We start from the raw sequence: 16,393 nt of genomic DNA on the forward strand, positions 1-16,393 counted from the left end.
TGAGAGTCGCCTTCTAAAGCAGTCATTCCAGCCCTATCCCAAATATCCGGTCCATGCGGCGTCGAAAAGGCTCAGCCCGCCACCCGGGAGGAATGACACCCGTCCCCGGGCGGGGGCGCCGGTGAATCGTTCCTACTTCTCCATTGCCTCGATCAGGCTCTTGGGCCGCATGTCGGTCCAGGACTTCTCGATGTAGTCCAGGCATTCCTGGCGGCCGGCCTCCCCGAACACCGACTCCCAGCCGTCGGGCACGTCGACGAACACCGGCCAGAGCGAATGTTGCCCTTCGTCGTTGACGAGGACCAGGTACATGGCATCGGGATCTTCGAACGGATTGGTCACCACGCTGTCCTTTCCTGAAGTGAACGCGAGCGGCCATGGACCGGCCCGGGCGCGTCGGCCCGGCACCGCCAGGCAGGCCAATCATCAGGACCGGTCCCGCCCATGGTCAACTGAGTCCCCGCGCCAGTTGGACAGGCGGCCGGCGGCCGTCAGGCGACCCGCGGCCGCCGGGCGTCCAACCGCCGCGGGGCGCCAGTTGAACAACTCCGGCACGACTATCGCCTACCGACCACTAACCTACGAGTGGGTTTCATGGCCCCCGATCTGGAAAGACCGGCCAGGGCCATTGTTCGGCAGGGCGGGCAGTGCTGGGAGTGTTCAAAGTGGCGGAGTTTGGCAGAATTCTGCAGTTCGACGAGGCGCGCGGTTATGGGTTCATCGCACCCGACACGGGAGGGGCCGACGTCTTCGTGCATGTGAACGAATGCGAGGGCGACCAGCTGCGGTTCACCCCGGGAACGCGCGTACGATTCGAGGTGATGGACGGAGGCCGGGGAAAGAAGGCGTACGACGTCAGCATCGTGACCGAAACCGACCTCGACGGGGCCGCGGCCGAATCCGCCGAGGCGAAGACCGCCGAGCGCGACGACGACGGTGGATTCTGTTACGTCCTGAGTGCCCGGGAGATGCGCACCGTCCTCACCGAAATGCTTCTTGAGAGTGCTCCCGAGCTGACCGGGGCCCAGATCGTCAGGCTCCGCGACCGTTTCCTTGCGCTATCCCGCAAACACGGCTGGGCCGAGGGTTAGCCAGGCACCGCCGTGAGCGGCCCGGCTCCGGTCGGGAGCCGGACCGCTCGGCGCCGCCGGCCTCAGCCGAAGCTCTCGCATCCCTCGGCGGAGTTCCTCGACTCCAGCCGCTGCAGATCCGCCGCGAACGACTTCAGGATCGCCGCGTAGGCGTGGCTCAGCTCCGCCATCGACGACAGGCAGTGCGGCGGGAGACCCCGCTTGATGGTCTCCTCGTGACGCACGACCGCCAGGCACGCCTCGAACATGCGCAGCAGCGCCCGGCCCGCGTCGGTGAACCGCAGAGAGGGATCCCGGCGGAGCCGTTCGAAGCCGGTCAGCAACTCCGAGAGCATCGTGGTCGACGGCCCCATCGGCACCACGTCGGCGACCTCGTCGCTTTCGTCGCTAGCGGGACCGCCGGCCGTGGCCTTGGCGGCTGGCCGCGGCAACACCGGATCCTCCCCGCGGCGCACCCTGGCACGCACGTCCGCGGCCGTGGCGGGCGAGATCCCGGCCTCCCGGGCGATCCGGCGCAGCGAGGCGTCCGGTTCGCTCGCGATCAGCTTCGCCGCCCGCTCCCGTCCGGCGGCGCCGTCGACGGGCCGGGCCCGCCCGTCCCGGCCGATTCGCACGGCCGGTTGCGGCAGGTCGCCGGCCACCTGCCGCCGCAACCGGCCGACCTTCTTGTTCGACATCCCCACCACGATCGCGACCATCCGGTCCGACCACTCGGGGTGGATGGCGAAGATGCGCTCGGCCGCGGCCAGCCGGTCCCGCTGCGACAGGGGAAGGCCGTGGTCGATGTTGGCCGCCACCGAGAGCAGGAACACATCGGCCTCGGTGCCGTGGAAGAAACGTACGTCGATGTCCTTCTCGCCGCGGAGCACGGCGGCGCGGAGGCGGTGCATGCCGTCGATGACCCGTCGTGAGGGCAGATGCACCACGATCGGGGGAAGGGCGCCGCCCGCCTCGGCGAGCATGCGCACATGCTCGGCGTCCTCGCCCTCAAGCCGCGGCGATCCCGACGTCGCCAGCGACGCTATCGGCACCCGCGTGACGTCCGAACGCTCGATGCCCTCCTGCTGCAGGGACAGATGCCTAACGAGCGCGTTCTCGCTCGACAGCGGTCTGTCCGCCGCCGGTTCGGATGCGATTGACCCAGATGCGATTGACCCAGATGCGGTTGTCTCATGCGCGGTACCGTCCAATTCGACCAGCCCCCAACCAGAATGATGAAGCCGTCCACAAAGCAGACTCACTCACCGTTCACTGCACGGAGGCTCGCGCCAGGGAGCCTGCGTCGACCCAGTGCGGGGAAGTGGGTAATCGAATCACAGCGTCCGGTTACTCTGAAATGAGCAGCCCCGGAAGGGCCGACCGCCCGTCGCGGTCGTCTCCGACGTTACCGAGGGCCCTCTTACCGATCGCTAACCGGACGTCGGGCCGGCTGTTAGCCGACCTTGTCCCCGGCCGCGAGACGATCGTCGACGGACGTACGACCGGCGGCGTCGTCGGTCTGGTCGAACAGACCGCGCGCCTCCGCCCACGCGACCCGCGCCGCCTCGTGGTCGCCGGACGCCTGATAGGCGTCGCCAAGAGTGCGCAAGGTCCGCGCCAGGTACGGTATCCAGCCGCGTGTGCGCCAGACGGCGACGGACCGTTCGAGACAGGCGACGGCGCCCGGCAGATCGCCCTCGGCGAGGTTCAGCTCACCGAGGACGCCGAGCACGTCGGCGAGATGATGGCGGAAGTTGCCCACCTGGCTGTAGGTCAGGGCGAGATCGAGGGTCGCCCTGGCCCGCTCGTCTCCGGTCAGGACGAACAGCTTGGCCAGATAGAGCAGCGAGAAGGTCTCCAGGTAGCGGTCCTCCAGCTCGCGCGCCATCACGACGGACTCCTCCAGCAGGCGCCTGCCGCCCGCGATGTCGCCGCACAGCGCCTGTGCGGCGCCGAGGAACTGCACGATCGTGGCCACGAAACGGGGATTTCCCAGTTCCTTGACGATGACGAGCGCCCGTTCGAGGCAGGCGAGCGCGCCATGGGGGTCGGCCTCGCCGTGCGCGACGGCCATGACGTGCAGGGTGCGCGCCTGGCCGCCGAGGTAGTCCGCCTGGTTCGCGACGCGCAGTGCCCGTTCGGCGAGGACGAGTGCCTCGGCGGCGTCACCGTCGGCGACCTTGGCCCAGACCATCGCCACCATGGCGTCGTTCGTCCCCGCCGGGTCGCCCAGCTCGGTGAACAGCTCGAAGAGCCGGGCCGCCATCTCGCGCATCCGGATCATCGTCGGGCCGCCGGTTCCCGCTGGCGACGTCCAGGTGGTGACCTCCAGCAGCCCGCGCAGGAGCACGGCCTCGCCGCGTTTGTCACCGGTCTCCTGGCAGAGGATCAGACCCCGTTCGTGCATGCGCCGCCAGTCGTCGTAGAGCCCGCGGACGTCGCAGTACCGCTCCATCGAGGCCGCCAAGTCCCACGTGAGCTCGCAATGCCCGCGCTCACAGGCGTGTTCGACCTCCGCCACCAGGGCGGCGCGTTCGGCGGAGAACCACCGCATCGGATCGGCGATCAGGCGCTCGCTGACGGCGTCCGGCAGCCTCCAGCGCGGAGCGTCGCCGTGCATGGCGGTGTAGGAGGACCCGGGGACCCGCTCCGCCGCCTTCTCGGCCAGCGCCAGCCAGCCTCCCCAGGCACGCTGCAGCGCGGCCTCCCGCTGCACCGGCGAGTCCTCGCGTTCGCCCAGCTCGCGCGCGTAAAGCTGGAGCAGGTCGTGCAGCCTGTAGCGGACCTGGCCGGTCTCGTCCGTGCCGGCGACACTGGCGAGGTGCGCGTCCAGGAGCGTTTCGAGATGTTGCTGGGCCTCGGTCACCGAGACGTCGAGCAGCGCGGCGACCGTCCAGCACGCGAAGTCGGGCGCGTCGAGCAGTCCGACCATCCGGAACGCGCGTCGCGTCCGCGGCGGGAGGAGCCGGTAGCTCAGCTCGAACCCGGCTCGTACCTCCAGGTCACCGGCCACCAGCTCATCGAGGCGGCGCCGCTCCTCCCGCAGCACCCCGGCGAGATGCGCCAGCCTCCAGTGGCGGCGGCCGAGGAGCCGGGCGGCGGCGATGCGGACCGCCAGCGGCACATGGCCGCACAGCTCCGCGATCTCCACGGCGACCCCGGGTTCGGCCGCGACGCGTTCCTCGCCGATGACGCTCCTGATCAGGTCGACCGCCTGGGCGGGGGGCAGCACGTCGAGGTTCAGCAGCTTCGCCCCCTCCAGCCCGATGAGGCGGTTGCGGCTGGTGATGAGCACGGCCGCCGTCGGGGTGCCCGGCAGCAGCGGGCGCACCTGGGCCTCGCCGGCGACGTTGTCGAGGACGATGAGCGTCCTGCGGCCGGCCAGGCGGCTGCGGTACAGCGCGACACGTTCCTCAAGGGACGACGGGACGCCGGCGCCTGGCGTGCCGAGCGTACGCAGGAAACGTCCGAGCACGTCCGCCGGTTCGGCGGGGTTCGCGCAGTCGCCGTGGAGGTCGGCGTACAGCTGGCCGTCGGTGAAGACCTCCGAGACCTGGTGCGCGACGTGCAGGGCGAGGGTGGTCTTGCCGACCCCGCCCATGCCCGCGACGGTGGCCATGGCGACGGTCCGCTGGCGCGCCGCCCCGGCGCCTCCGACGAGCGCGTCGACGAGCTCCGCGGCCTCGGCGGCCCGTCCCGTGAAGTCGGGGATGCCGGGCGGGAGCTGGGCGGGCACCGGTGTCGCGGGGACCTCGAGGACGACGGCGGGCTCAGGCGCGGCGCCGGTGTCGTCGCGGGTGCGGTCGGCGGAGAGGACGCGCAGGTGCGCACGCCGGACCTCGTCGCTGGGTTCGACCCCGAGTTCGACCGAGAGCTGCTCGCTGAGCCGCCGGTAGGCCTGCAGGGCTTCGGCGGGACGGCCGCTCGCCGTCAGCAGGTCGATCAGGGCCGCGTGCAGGGGTTCGTCGAACGGGAACTCCTCGGTCAGCGTCGTGACGGCGGAGACGGCTCCGTGCGGATCGTCGGCCTCCAGCGCGGCGGCGGCGAGGTCCATGGCGGCCATCCGGATCTCGTCCTCGATGCCGCGCACCAGCGGGTCGGCGCGGTCGATCCGGGTGAGCCCGGCCAGCAGCGGTCCCCTGCGTTCGGCGAACGCCGACGTGAGCGCCCGGCACCGGGGCACCGGTCCGGTCATGGACCGGGCGTCGCCGGCGGCGGCCAGGAACCTGCCGAGATCCGACCGGTCCTCGGCGCCCTCCAGCAGATACCCGTCCCGATAGCTGATCTTGATCGGACCCGGCCGGCCAGGTCCCGGCCGGCCGAGGTCGGGCCGCGCCAGCCACTTGCGCAGGCGGGACACCGCGACGTGAACGGACTCGCGGCTGGTCTCGGGGGCCCGGTCGGTCCAGACGAGCTCGGCGAGCCGTCCGGTCGGCAACGGCTCGCCCCGCGCCAGGATCAGCGCGCCCAGGAGACCCTGCAGAACCGGTGAACGGGGCGGCGCGATCGCGTCCTCCCCCACGCTGACCGCCAGCGGCCCGAGGAGCCGGAAGAACACACCATCTGCCACCATGACCACGCCACCCCGTCGAACGCAATCCAGAAGCCGCCAGTAAACCCTTTGTTCACGACACCGATTTGATCGGCTGAATCAGAAGACCACTCAATACGGCCATTCCGGCCGCCAGCATGAACAGCAGGGTGTAGCCCCCGTGGCCGACGCTTCCGACCGCGATGACCGGAGCGAGCACCACCGCCCCGCTGCCCGCCATGTTCATGGTGCCGAGGTCCTTTCCCCGGTCACCGCCATTTCGAAGAAGCTGGGTCACCAGCGCCTGGTCGACCGCCAGATAGGCGCCATATCCGGCCCCGAGCACGGCGGCGGCGATGACGGCCACCGTCCAGTTCGATATCAGCGCCATTCCGCTCAGCGCCACGGCCATCAGCAGCGCGGCGGTGATCACGAATGGCTTGCGCCGTTGAAGACGATCGGACAGCCGGCCGGCCAGCAGGCCCGCCACGACGATTCCGGCGGTGAACAGCAGACTGAGCACCGCCACGCCCTGGACCGGGTCGTCCATCCGTATCTCGTCGCGGAGGAAGTACAGCAGATAGATCGTGGCCAGCGAGGTCGCGAGCTGGGCCGCGAACCGGCCCGTCCACGCCCAGGCGAAATCGGGCCCCAGCGCCGCCAGGTCGGGAAGCCACCGTCCGGTGTCGCGTGCCGCTCCCGGCACATCCCGCCCGACCAGCGCGTACGGGAGGGCGAACAGCCCCACCAGCACCGCGACCAGTGGATAGGCCGCCTCGACCGGGAGGTTCGACACCAGCAGCGTCCCGGCCACGAGCCCGACCGGCTGGGCGAGGTCGACGACACCGAACACCGTGCCGCGGCGGTTCACCGCCACCCGGTCGGCGACCACGGCGCACACGACCGCGTGGATGCCGCCCACCCCGCCGTGCACCAGGATCCAGCAGAGCGCGACGCCGACGATCGACGACTGCATGGGCAGGGCGAGGAGGGCGGCCACGCACAACGCGGAGCCGCCGACGATCCAGGACCGTCGTTTACCGAAACGCCATTGTGTGCGATCGGAGAGAATGCCCACCAGCGGAGCCGAAATGACGGCCGCCAGGGCGCCCGCGGCGGTCACCACGCCCAGTGCCCACTCTTTGCGTGCGGGGTCGATGACTTCGATCTGTGAAGGCACCAGGACTTGTGCGGACGCGAGCAGCCCGATCCACATTCCGAGGGTCACCGCGAAGAGTGCGGCAATCCATGAATATGACAGAGGAGCGATTACCGGAGACGTCTTCTTGGCGGGGGACGCCCTTATCAGAAAGGGATGACGCATTGGGTGGCCACGAATCCCGTACCCTCGACAACATTCTGTTTACCCAGCCAGAAGGTAGCACACGGCAGCCAGGACCATAACCCCATTTACTCATGTATCCACCGGAGTCACGAAGCCAGACAAGCGTTTGGGCCGTTCAACCATGGTGCCGCCGCACAAACTCACTATCGCGCCAAAAATTACTGGAACTCAACCAGTAACCCATTAATTACGTCAGGTGATATCGATGTTGTCAGGGCCTCACCCAGACGTAGCCGAGCGGCCCGTTCAGCTTCCAGCCCTGTTTCATGAGCGCTTTGGCCTGAACGGTGTTGACCGCACGCCAGCTGGTCTTGGACACCCGCCAGAGCCGGAACTTGCCCGCACCCTTGGTCTTGGCCGTGTAGCCGAGGACACCCTCGTAGACGAACCGCTTGGACCTGACGAGCTGGTCGCGTTCCTTGGCCGACAGCGTCACGAGGTAGGCCGAGCGTGCCTTGTAACGCAGCCTGTACATGGTCAGCGCGCCTTTGAAGCGCTTTGTGGAGACGTATCCGAGGTTGCGGTTGGTCGGAATGAACTTGTACTTGTTCTTCGCCCGCTCCGCTTCCTTGCGGTTGGTCGTGTAGAAATAGCCCTGCTTGCTCCTGGTGACGAATTCGTAGATCTTCGCGCGACCGCTTGTGGCCGCCGCCACTGCCGCCGCGTCGGCACGGCCCGCGGACACCTTCTCGGCGGCCTGTGGCTTGGCGGTTCCGCAGCCGGTCAGGGTGATCCCCGCGACTGTGAACGCGGCTACGGCACCGAGGGCGCCGGCCCGGTTGGTCATTGAAGAGTCCTTACTGTCGAAGCATCGGAACAGGCCTCATGAGGCTGAGGCGGAAGCGATCATCGCAGATGCCCGATGGCTCCACGTACAGGGGAACTGCCACTCTTCACCGGATTCCTGCCAAGCTCTCGCACGACCAGTCCGACGAGCCGGTCCGCCGGAACGTAGCCGAAGTGCCGTGAGTCGTAGGACTCCGCTGGATTGTCTCCGAGCACGACGAGGCAGCCGCCGGGCACCACGTCGTCCGGCAGGCTGCCCTTCATCTCGGTCGGCAGCGCCTCACCGGGCGTCCCTGCCACACGTTTGATCACCAGTTCGGCCCTGCCCGGTCTCGTCGACCAGCGCGGCGGAGGCTGCTCGACCACCACCACGTCCCCGGTCCGGACCTTGCCCAGCGGAACCCTCCGGACCAGCACCCGGTCCCTGTCCTGGTAGGCGGGTGTCATGCTGAGCCCGGTCACCGTGATGGCCACGAGCCGACGCCGCGCCCACAGGAGCACGCCCGCTCCGGCGAACGGCATGACGGCCGCCAGCACCCAACGTGTCCTCACGTCTCCCCCTGGACCTGGAACGCGGATCCCTCGGCCTGGTATCCCGACGCCTGCAACGTGAACAGCCTCGCGTACAGCCCGCCCGCGCCGAGCAGTTCGGCATGGTCGCCCAGCTCGGCGACCACTCCGTCGCTGAGCACGGCGATGAGGTCGGCGTCCCGGACGGCGCCGAGCCGGTGCGAGATGAGCAGGCTGGTCGCACCGTCCCGCAGTTTCCGCAGCCGGTCGTGCACGTCGTGCTCGGCCTCGGCGTCCAGGCCGGCGCTGGGCTCGTCGAGGATCATCACGTCCCGGTCCGTGCGAAGGAAGGCCCGCGCCAGCGCCAGCCGCTGCCACTGACCGCCCGACAACATCACCCCGGCTCCCGGCTCCTGTCTTTCCGACTCGCTGAGGAACATCCGGGTCAGCAGTGTGGCGTACCCCGCGGGCAGCGCGGTCAGCGTTCCGTGGACACCGGCCCACCGGGCGGCGGTCTCCAGGCGCTCCTGGTCCCCGACGGCGCCGAGGTCGCCCACGGCGATGTTGTCGGCCGCGCTGAAGTCGTAGTTCATGAAGTCCTGGAACACCGCGCTCATCCGCTCGCGAAGCTCATCGACCGGCACCTCGCGCAGGTCGACGCCGTCCCAGAGGATCGCGCCGCGAGTGGGATCGTAGAACCGGCACAGAAGCTTGACCAGCGTGCTCTTGCCCGCGCCGTTGTGCCCGACCAACGCCGTGGACCGGCCGCTGGGGATGAAGAGGTTGACGCCGCGCAGCACCCATGGATGCTGGTCGCTGTAGCGGAACCAGACGTCGCGCAGTTCGATGCCGTGCCGCAGCGGGGGCAGGGCGAGCGGCCGTTCCGGAGACGGCAGGTCGGACTCCGCGTGCAGCACCTCCATGTAGTGGCCGAACATGGAGAGCTCGTAGCCGGTGCTCGAGATGGAGCCGACCAGCCCGTTGAGCGCGACCTGGACTCCGGCGACCGCGGCCACGAACATCGACACGTCGCCCACGGTGACCTGCCCTCGGCCCGCCATCCTGATCGCCCAGACCAGCCCGGCCGCGGAGAGGGACGCCGACAGCACCGACAGCAGTGCACGCACCCAGAACTCGCGTCTGTCGAGCTGCCGCAGGGCACGGTTGGCGATCCGCTGCTCGGCGTTCATCCGGCCGCGCAGGAAGCCCGCGAGGCCGAACAGCCTGACCTCTTTGGCCGCGTACGGATTGCTGAGCAGGTCGCTGTAGAACTGCTCCCAGCGTTCGGTCGGGCCGAGCGTCCACTGCAACGCCGCCCGCCGCCGTGCCAGGCGCAGCTCCACCACCAGCATCGGCACCGCCGCCACCAGCAGGACCGCGGTGAACGGCAGGCTGATGAGCGCCAGCGAGCCGAGGAACCCGATCAACGTCAGCGCTCCCCGGCCGACGCCGCAGACCGCGTCCACGATCCGGCTCGGCGAGGTGGTGGTCCGCTGGGCGAGCCGCAGCCGGTCGTGGAACACCGGGTCCTCGAACCGGCTCAGCCCGCTGAACCGTTCGACGGCCGTGAACAGCTCGTTCTGCGCGTGCAGCGACACGCGCCGGTCGAGCTCGGTCCCCAGGTACTCGCCGGCGTGCGGCGACAGAGCGGTGACCAGCCCGGCCAGCGCGAGCGCCGCCGCCGGCCAGGCCAGATCGTGGTGCGGGCCCGGCCCGGCCAACGTGTCGAGCACGCCCTTCAGCAGCCACGCCAGCAGGACCGGCAGTCCCGCGGCGAGCACCGTGTTCGCCAGATACCCCAGCAGCTGGGGTGGGGCCGCCCGCCAGACCAGACGGGCCGCTCCACCGAGCCGTCCCACCGCGCCGGACGGACGCCGGCGCGCCCTACGAGCCGACGGCGACCGGAAGCCGGGCAAGGTTGAGCTCGCTGGCGATGACCTTGCCGTCGGCGTCCACGACGCAGAACACCGGGAACACCGCGGCCTTGAAGGCCTTGGTCAGCTGCTCGTCGGCGTCGACCACCACCGGGGCGACCGGGCTGAGCGCGGACACGAACGTCGAGGTCTCCTCCCCCTGCCCGGTCACGACGGCGAGCACCCGCCACGGCCCGTCCGCCAGCCCCTCGGCGTAGCGCACGAACTCGGGCAGCTTGTCCAGGCAGGTCTCGCAGCCGGGGCTGAAGAAGGCCACCAGCGTCTCACCGGAAAGCCGGTCGCGGGACACCGTGCCGCCGTCCACGGTCCGGGTTTTGAACGTTCCGACGACCTCGCCGACCGGCACGGTGTCATGCTCAACGAAGAAGCCGGGGCCGGCTGCCAACAGCCGCTCCAGGTGCTGCCCGTGTTCCCGGAGCCGCCGCACCACTCCCAGGGTCAGCAGCAGATCCAGCAGGCAGAACGCTCCTACCAGGACCACCGCCATGGAGAGCATGAGCATCGTGGGCCCCCTTCTGTGGCGTCACGAGATAGATCAGATCGTCCATGCGGGCCACCAGCAGCGCGGCTACGAGACCCGTACCGCCCGCCAGCACCAGGCCGCCGGTGTGCGCGGCCCCGAGGTCGTCTCCGCCCATCCCCACCAGCGCGACGCCGAACAGCAGCGCGTTGCGGGCGAGGTGGTGCCCGCGCAGCGGGGCGGCCGAGGAGCCACCGAAGCAGCGGCATGAGGTACGCACGCCGCGGACGAGCGCGAGCGCGATGAATAGCCCGAAGACCAGCATCAGAGCGGCGGCGATGCCGAGCCCCAGCCGCACGGTCGCCGCCGGGACGAGCGTCACCGGCACCGCGACCTCGGCGGCCAGCACGACCGCCGAAACCGGCCGGGCGGCCTTTCTGCCGGCTTTCCGGGGCACGACCGCGGCCAGAAGCGTCCGCGTCGCCCGGACGAATTCCTGGAACGAAGAGGTGCCGGCCTTTCCGGCGACCGAGGCGACGAACACCGCGCCGATAAGACAACGACAGGCGAAATGCACATACTCCACGAGACCTGACTCCCGCCCGGTCGGCGTTAACCGCCGGTACCATCCGGCAAAGCTCGGACGGCACCGGAACGGTCACCTACAGCAATGAGGGAAGGAGCTTTGGATCAGCAGTTCCGGCCGGTGGTGTAGCACGTGCACTTGTGGCCGGAGATGCAGTCGTAGTAGCGGTAGCCTTCGACGGCACGCGCGCCCATCGTCACACAGCACCGCGTACGGTCGCAGTTACAGCGGTTGGCGGCGGCGGCCACCGCGTTGGGAACGAGCCGCGTGAGCAGCCTGTCACTGAGCCGGCTGACCGTCGAGATCATCGACGCCTCCTCTACCGTTGTGCGGATTCCATGGCTGACCGTTCGTGACTGATCAACCCCTCAAAAGGTCAGCCGCCACCGGGCAAAAGTCAATGCCGCCCCGGTGAGAGGTGATCACCTCCCGTAACCGCCACTGGTAACGCACCGTGAAGGGCCGCCGAGCAATGACCGCTTCCGGCCATTAACCCGCCACAATTATCGCTCTCGAATCCAATTCACCGCGATTTCGAATCTCCCGCACCCTGCCTTCTTGCCCGATCGGAAACCTTGGGAAATACGCCGCCAATCCCCGTATGCTGACGGTCACCTCCCGGCCGCAGAAGGGGATTTGGATGGCGACGCAGGTGGTCAAGTACCAGGTCGACGACTCGACGGTCGTGCGGTTCGAGATCGATCCGCCCCCCGGGTGGCAGCCGGTGGGCGCCGACCAGCTCATCGGACACGTCCAGCAGGCCGTCGAGCCCGCCGTGATCGCCGCCAGGGCCGTCCTGCACAAGATCCGGGAGGTCGGTCCCGACCGCGTCGAGGTGAAGTTCGGCATCAAGGTCAGCGGCAAGATGGACTGGCTGGTCGCCAAGACCGCCGCCGAGAGCAACTTCGAGATCACACTGACCTGGGAGCCGGAGGAGCCCGGCCGGAGCTGAGGCGCGTGCTGCGATGGAGGAGTCAGGACGTCCGGTCGACGAGTCCTGGATCGCCGCGGTCCACGCCTCGGAACAGGACTTCACCGTCCTGGGCGCCGCGGTGGTCCTCGATCGCCACCGCCTGCTGACCTGCGCCCACGTGGTCGCCGGCCGCGAGGAGATCTGGATCGCCTTTCCCAAGGCCGACCACCTCGTCGGGCGCCGCCGCGTCACCGAGCTGCGCGTGGCGGCCCAACCGGTCGCCGACCTGGCCGTTCTCGTGCTCGGCGAGCCCGTGCCGGAGGGCGTCACGCCCGCCCGCCTCAAGTGTCCGCGTCCCGGCGACCTCGAAGGCCGCCGCTGGTACGCCTTCGGCTTCGGCGGCGGCGACCCGCTCGGGAACGCGGCGCACGGCACGATCGGCGGTTCCCTCGGCTATGGCTGGATCCGGCTGGACACGCTCTCCAGCTACAAGCTCGAACAGGGCTTCAGCGGAACGGGGCTGTGGTCGCCCGACTACGGCGCCGTCATCGGCGTCGTCGGCCAGGCCAACCAGCCCGGTGACGGGCGTGCGCTGGCCCTGTCCTTCGCTGACGGGTTCCTCCCCGGCGAGGGCCTGCGCTCGCTGACGGCCTGGTCGGCCGGCCAGGCCGGGGACGCCGCGCTGACCGCCTGGGGCTGGCGCCTGCGCGAGGACCCGCAGGCCACCGCCCACTGGCGGCCGAGGGCGCGCGGCGTGACCGTGGACAGCGAGGGCGGCTTCCGCTTCCGCGGCCGTCGCGCCGCCCTCACCGCGATCGTCAACTGGCTCGAACGGCCCGAGACCACACGCAAGGCGCTGGTCGTCACCGGCATGCCCGGCGTCGGGAAGTCGGCGGTCCTGGGCAGGATCGTGACCACGGCCGATCCCGAGATCTCAGCGCTGCTGCCGGCCGGCGACACCGTGGTCTCGGCACCGCTCGGCTCCGTCTCCTGCGCCGTGCACGCCAAGGGCAAGACGGCGATGGAGGTCGCGACGGAGATCGCCCGGGCCGCCTCGGCCCGGCTCCCGGCCGAGCTGGGCGACCTGCCGCCGGCGCTCAACGACGTCCTGTCCGAGCTCGACGGCGCAACGCGCTTCAACGTGGTGATCGACGCGCTGGACGAGGTGACGTCGGCGGCCGAGGCCCGCGCGATCATCAAGCAGATCGTGGTCCCCCTCGTGGAGACGTGCGCCCGCACCGGCGTCCAGGTCGTGGTCGGCACGCGGCGGCACGACGACGGCGGCGACCTGCTCCTGCACTTCGGGCAGGCCAAGAGCGAGATAGACCTCGACAAGGCCGAGTACTTCGAGCTCGACGACCTGGCCGCCTACGCCGAGGCCACCCTCCAGTTGCTCGGCGACGAACGTTCGGACAACCCCTACAACGACCCCGCGGTCGCCGCCCCGGTGGCCAGGCGGATCGCCGAGCTCGCCGACCGCAACTTCCTGGTCGCCGGCCTCGTATCCCGGGCACACGGCATGCACGACGAGCGGGCGATCGCGCCCGCCGACATCTCGTTCACCCCGAGGGTCGAGGATGCCCTCCGCAAATACCTGGAGCGCATCCCACCGGCCGGCGACCTCGACGCCGGGCAGATCCTGACCGCGCTCGCGTTCGCCCGGCCTCCCGGTTTCACCGCCGAGCTGTGGCGCCACGCCATCAACGCCCTGTACGAGCCGGAGCTCACCGCCGAGACACTGACCAGGTTCATCCGCTCGTCGGCGGCCAACTTCCTCGTCGAGTCCGGCGGCGAGCCGAGTGCGCCCAGTTATCGGCTGTTCCACCAGGCGCTGAACGACACCCTCCTGGACGACCGCCAGGGCGTCAGCCTCCCCGAGGAGGACGAGGCCGCCCTGACCCGCACCTTCGCCGAGCTCGGACGCACCACGAACTGGGCCGCCGCGCCCGCCTACCTGCTGCGTTCCCTCCCGGGCCATGCCGTCGCGGCTCAGCTCATCGACGAGGTGCTCACCGATGACACCTATGTGCTGCACGCCGACCTGTCCCATCTGATCCCGCTCGCCAAGCACGCGGTGTCCTCCGCCGGACGCGGCAGGACGCGGCTGCTCCAGCTCACTCCCCGGGCGGTCACCGCCTCCCCCGCCGAACGCGTCTCCCTCTTCAGCCTCACCGAGGCGCTGGAAGGACTGGAATACGCCTTCAGCCGTCATCCTGCCCCTCCCGGCCAGGTGGCCTACCGGGCCTTGTGGGCCTCGTCCACCCCCCGGCGCGAACTCGCGCCCCTTGAAGGCCATGGGCAACGGGTCCGCAGCCTTTGCGGAATCCGGCGCGCCGGCCGCACCGACATGGTCGCCAGCGCGGACGGCCGCGAGGTCCGTGTCTGGGACCTCGAAACCGGCCAGTCGTCGCTCGTGCTGACCTCCGAGGGGCCGGCTCCCAGGAGCGTCTGCGCCTTCCTCGACGACGGCAGGACGCGGCTGGCGGTCGGCCTGGGCTCCGGCGAGGTCATCATCGTCGATCTGGAATCCGGTGCACGGATTCGGACCCTGAGCGGCCACGACGGCGCGGTCAACGCCGTATGCGCCCTCACCGTCCACGATCAGCTCATCCTGGCCACCGCAGGGCACGAAGGGAAGATCGGCCTCTGGAACCTCACGACCGGCGGCAACACGTTCCTCAGCGGACATCGCCACGAGGTCAACGCACTCTGTGAGCACTCGGGCGTCCTGGTGTCGGGAGGCGGCGACGGGACGCTCAGGAGCTGGGATCCCCTGACCGGAACTCCCCTCCAGGTCCTTCGCCGGCATTCCGGACCCGTCAACGACCTCTGCACCATGACGACCGCCGAAGGACGCGAGCTGGTGGTCTCCGCCGGAGGCGACGACACGGTGGCGCTCTGGGAGTCGAACGCCGCCGGGGACCTCGTGTTCTCGCGCGCGCTGTCCGGGCACACCTTCGCGGTCCGGGGCGTGTGCTCGTTCACCTGGAAGGACCAGGCGCTCCTGGCCAGCGCTGGCGACGACACCGTGCGGCTCTGGGACGTCGGGACGGCCATGGCACGGGAGGTCGGGCGGCACGACGGGCATGTCTGGTCGGTGTGCCAGGTCGAGGTCGACGGCCGTCCCGTGCTCGCCAGTGGCGGCACCGACGGCACGGTCCGCCTCTGGGACATCGACGTCGCCGCGGACCGGCCCGCTCGTGAGCCGATGGGCGCCGAGCGCGTCGCGACCGTGAACTGGCCTGCTGGAGCGGCCGTCGTCACGGGAGACGGCGACGAGCTGACCATCTGGTCACCTGCGACGGGGGCCATGACGTACACGGGGTCGGTCGACGAGAACCCGATCGTTCATTCGGAGGCCGTGACCTGCCACCTCTTCAGAGACGTTCCGCGCACCTACCTGTTCGTCGCGACCACGCGAGGTTTCTACCTTCTCCCGAGCGACGACGAAGGAGAAGTGAGGATCGACCCGGTGTCGAGCAGATACGTCGAGGTCACCGCCTGCGCGGTGACGCCCTTCCACGGCGGCGCCCTGATCTCTTATGTCGCCGGTCACATCGTGCGCGCCATCCATCTCAGCCCGGCCTTTCTCAGGGAGCTGGAGGTGTATCCGAACAGGGTCCCGTTCGACCTGACCAACGTCCCGCTCACCACCACCGTTCGCAACGTCCAGGCCATGTGCGCGGTGGGGGGCATGAGCGGCGACCTGAGGCTGTTCACGGTGAACGACACACAGATCGAGTCGTGGATCGTCACCGAGCGCTGGTTCAACGACGTCGCCGAGCGCTGGCTCGAAGACGAGGTGGGAACGGACGTCCGCTTCGAGCATCCCATCGATCACAGCCTCAGCCGGACCCGCACGATCAGCGACCTGACGGCCATGAAGGTGGGGGATGTCTTCATGCTGCTCGCCGTCACGCAGGGACGGCACATCGAACTCTGGAGGATCCCGTCCGGCGAGGGTTATCGCGGGCAGGACTATTCTCTCGTCGCCACATTGAGCGGCGGCGCCGGTGACATCACCTCGCTCTACCCGTTCACGGCCGGTCGGCGGACCATGCTCGCGGCCGTGGGCGACGACCGGATCGTCCAGATCTGGGACGTGGCGTCGCGCACCAGCGTCATGACGATCCCCTTTCCGCACCGGATCTGTTCGGTGAGTTTCAGCGAGGGCATCCTCTATGTCGGGCTGTCGGCAGGCGTCGTCGCCGTCCAGCTGTCGCCCGAGGCCCTCCGCGTCTGACCAGGTCTGGATGCC

General features: G+C 69.6%; 13 protein-coding genes and 1 pseudogene. 4 read left to right on the forward strand and 10 right to left on the reverse strand.

From position 1 onward, the window contains the following. Positions 1–132: 132 nt before the first annotated feature. On the reverse strand, positions 133–342 hold the full coding sequence (locus ABD333_RS35300; protein WP_344546912.1) for an MbtH family protein: 210 nt from the start codon (positions 340–342) through the stop codon (positions 133–135). A 323-nt stretch (positions 343–665) separates the two neighbouring features. On the opposite strand from ABD333_RS35300, the gene ABD333_RS35305 reads away from it, so the two are divergent. Next, positions 666–1,091 carry a cold-shock protein gene (locus ABD333_RS35305; protein ID WP_344546913.1) on the forward strand — a complete coding sequence of 142 codons (426 nt, stop codon included), beginning with the start codon at positions 666–668 and terminating at the stop codon, positions 1,089–1,091. Positions 1,092–1,153: 62 nt separating this feature from the next. On the opposite strand, the gene ABD333_RS35310 is transcribed toward ABD333_RS35305, so the two are convergent. From ABD333_RS35310 to ABD333_RS35340, 7 genes are all read right to left on the reverse strand, one after another. Then, on the reverse strand, positions 1,154–2,122 hold the full coding sequence (locus ABD333_RS35310; RefSeq protein WP_344546914.1) for a ParB N-terminal domain-containing protein: 969 nt from the start codon (positions 2,120–2,122) through the stop codon (positions 1,154–1,156). A 401-nt stretch (positions 2,123–2,523) separates the two neighbouring features. After that, entirely contained in the window at positions 2,524–5,643 is a 3,120-nt protein-coding gene (locus ABD333_RS35315; RefSeq protein ID WP_344546915.1) for an AfsR/SARP family transcriptional regulator, read from the reverse strand. Between the two features lie 52 nt (positions 5,644–5,695). Next, complete coding sequence (locus ABD333_RS35320) at positions 5,696–6,829, reverse strand: MFS transporter (protein WP_344546916.1); 1,134 nt, start codon at positions 6,827–6,829, stop codon at positions 5,696–5,698. Between the two features lie 328 nt (positions 6,830–7,157). After that, positions 7,158–7,733, reverse strand: a complete 576-nt coding sequence (locus ABD333_RS35325) for a hypothetical protein (RefSeq protein WP_344546917.1) — start codon at positions 7,731–7,733, stop codon at positions 7,158–7,160. 59 nt (positions 7,734–7,792) lie between these two features. Beyond that, positions 7,793–8,284, reverse strand: a complete 492-nt coding sequence (locus ABD333_RS35330) for a S26 family signal peptidase (RefSeq protein WP_344546918.1) — start codon at positions 8,282–8,284, stop codon at positions 7,793–7,795. Next, the gene (locus tag ABD333_RS35335; RefSeq protein WP_344546919.1) at positions 8,281–10,101 is read right to left on the reverse strand and encodes an ABC transporter ATP-binding protein; all 1,821 of its coding nucleotides are present in this window, start codon (positions 10,099–10,101) and stop codon (positions 8,281–8,283) included. The genes ABD333_RS35330 and ABD333_RS35335 overlap by 4 nt, the downstream gene beginning before the upstream one ends. A 25-nt stretch (positions 10,102–10,126) precedes the next feature. Next, positions 10,127–10,678, reverse strand: coding sequence for a TlpA disulfide reductase family protein (locus ABD333_RS35340; protein ID WP_344546920.1), 552 nt, complete (start codon positions 10,676–10,678; stop codon positions 10,127–10,129). On the opposite strand from ABD333_RS35340, the gene ABD333_RS35345 reads away from it, so the two are divergent. After that, positions 10,671–10,907: a hypothetical protein gene (locus ABD333_RS35345; RefSeq protein ID WP_344546921.1), complete on the forward strand. Its 237-nt coding sequence runs from the start codon at positions 10,671–10,673 to the stop codon at positions 10,905–10,907. The genes ABD333_RS35340 and ABD333_RS35345 overlap by 8 nt on opposite strands. Here ABD333_RS35345 and ABD333_RS47655 read toward each other — a convergent pair. After that, positions 10,872–11,222 (reverse strand): annotated as a pseudogene (locus tag ABD333_RS47655) (MauE/DoxX family redox-associated membrane protein); the annotation flags it as partial. The gene ABD333_RS35345 and the pseudogene ABD333_RS47655 sit on opposite strands and share 36 nt — an antisense overlap. Before the next feature lie 104 nt (positions 11,223–11,326). Continuing rightward, the gene (locus tag ABD333_RS35350; RefSeq protein WP_344546922.1) at positions 11,327–11,530 is read right to left on the reverse strand and encodes a hypothetical protein; all 204 of its coding nucleotides are present in this window, start codon (positions 11,528–11,530) and stop codon (positions 11,327–11,329) included. A gap of 332 nt (positions 11,531–11,862) precedes the next feature. Between ABD333_RS35350 and ABD333_RS35355 the strand changes: the two genes are divergently transcribed. Both ABD333_RS35355 and ABD333_RS35360 read left to right on the forward strand, forming a co-directional pair. Continuing rightward, the gene (locus ABD333_RS35355) at positions 11,863–12,174 is read left to right on the forward strand and encodes a CU044_2847 family protein (protein WP_344546923.1); all 312 of its coding nucleotides are present in this window, start codon (positions 11,863–11,865) and stop codon (positions 12,172–12,174) included. A 13-nt stretch (positions 12,175–12,187) separates the two neighbouring features. Next, complete coding sequence (locus ABD333_RS35360) at positions 12,188–16,378, forward strand: trypsin-like peptidase domain-containing protein (protein WP_344546924.1); 4,191 nt, start codon at positions 12,188–12,190, stop codon at positions 16,376–16,378. The last annotated feature ends 15 nt before the right edge of the window (positions 16,379–16,393 follow it).

It is taken from the genome of Actinomadura fulvescens, from assembly GCF_039533225.1.
Classification (GTDB): Bacteria; Actinomycetota; Actinomycetes; order Streptosporangiales; family Streptosporangiaceae; genus Spirillospora; species Spirillospora fulvescens.

What these genes read in the sequence shown, in the direction of transcription:
- ABD333_RS35315 (WP_344546915.1), bottom strand. Translation starts at nt 5,643, where the DNA reads ATGGTGGCAGATGGTGTGTTCTTCCGGCTCCTCGGGCCGCTGGCGGTC.
- ABD333_RS35325 (WP_344546917.1), bottom strand. Translation starts at nt 7,733, where the DNA reads ATGACCAACCGGGCCGGCGCCCTCGGTGCCGTAGCCGCGTTCACAGTC.
- ABD333_RS35345 (WP_344546921.1), top strand. Translation starts at nt 10,671, where the DNA reads ATGAGCATCGTGGGCCCCCTTCTGTGGCGTCACGAGATAGATCAGATC.
- ABD333_RS35340 (WP_344546920.1), bottom strand. Translation starts at nt 10,678, where the DNA reads ATGCTCATGCTCTCCATGGCGGTGGTCCTGGTAGGAGCGTTCTGCCTG.
- ABD333_RS35350 (WP_344546922.1), bottom strand. Translation starts at nt 11,530, where the DNA reads ATGATCTCGACGGTCAGCCGGCTCAGTGACAGGCTGCTCACGCGGCTC.
- ABD333_RS35355 (WP_344546923.1), top strand. Translation starts at nt 11,863, where the DNA reads ATGGCGACGCAGGTGGTCAAGTACCAGGTCGACGACTCGACGGTCGTG.
- ABD333_RS35360 (WP_344546924.1), top strand. Translation starts at nt 12,188, where the DNA reads ATGGAGGAGTCAGGACGTCCGGTCGACGAGTCCTGGATCGCCGCGGTC.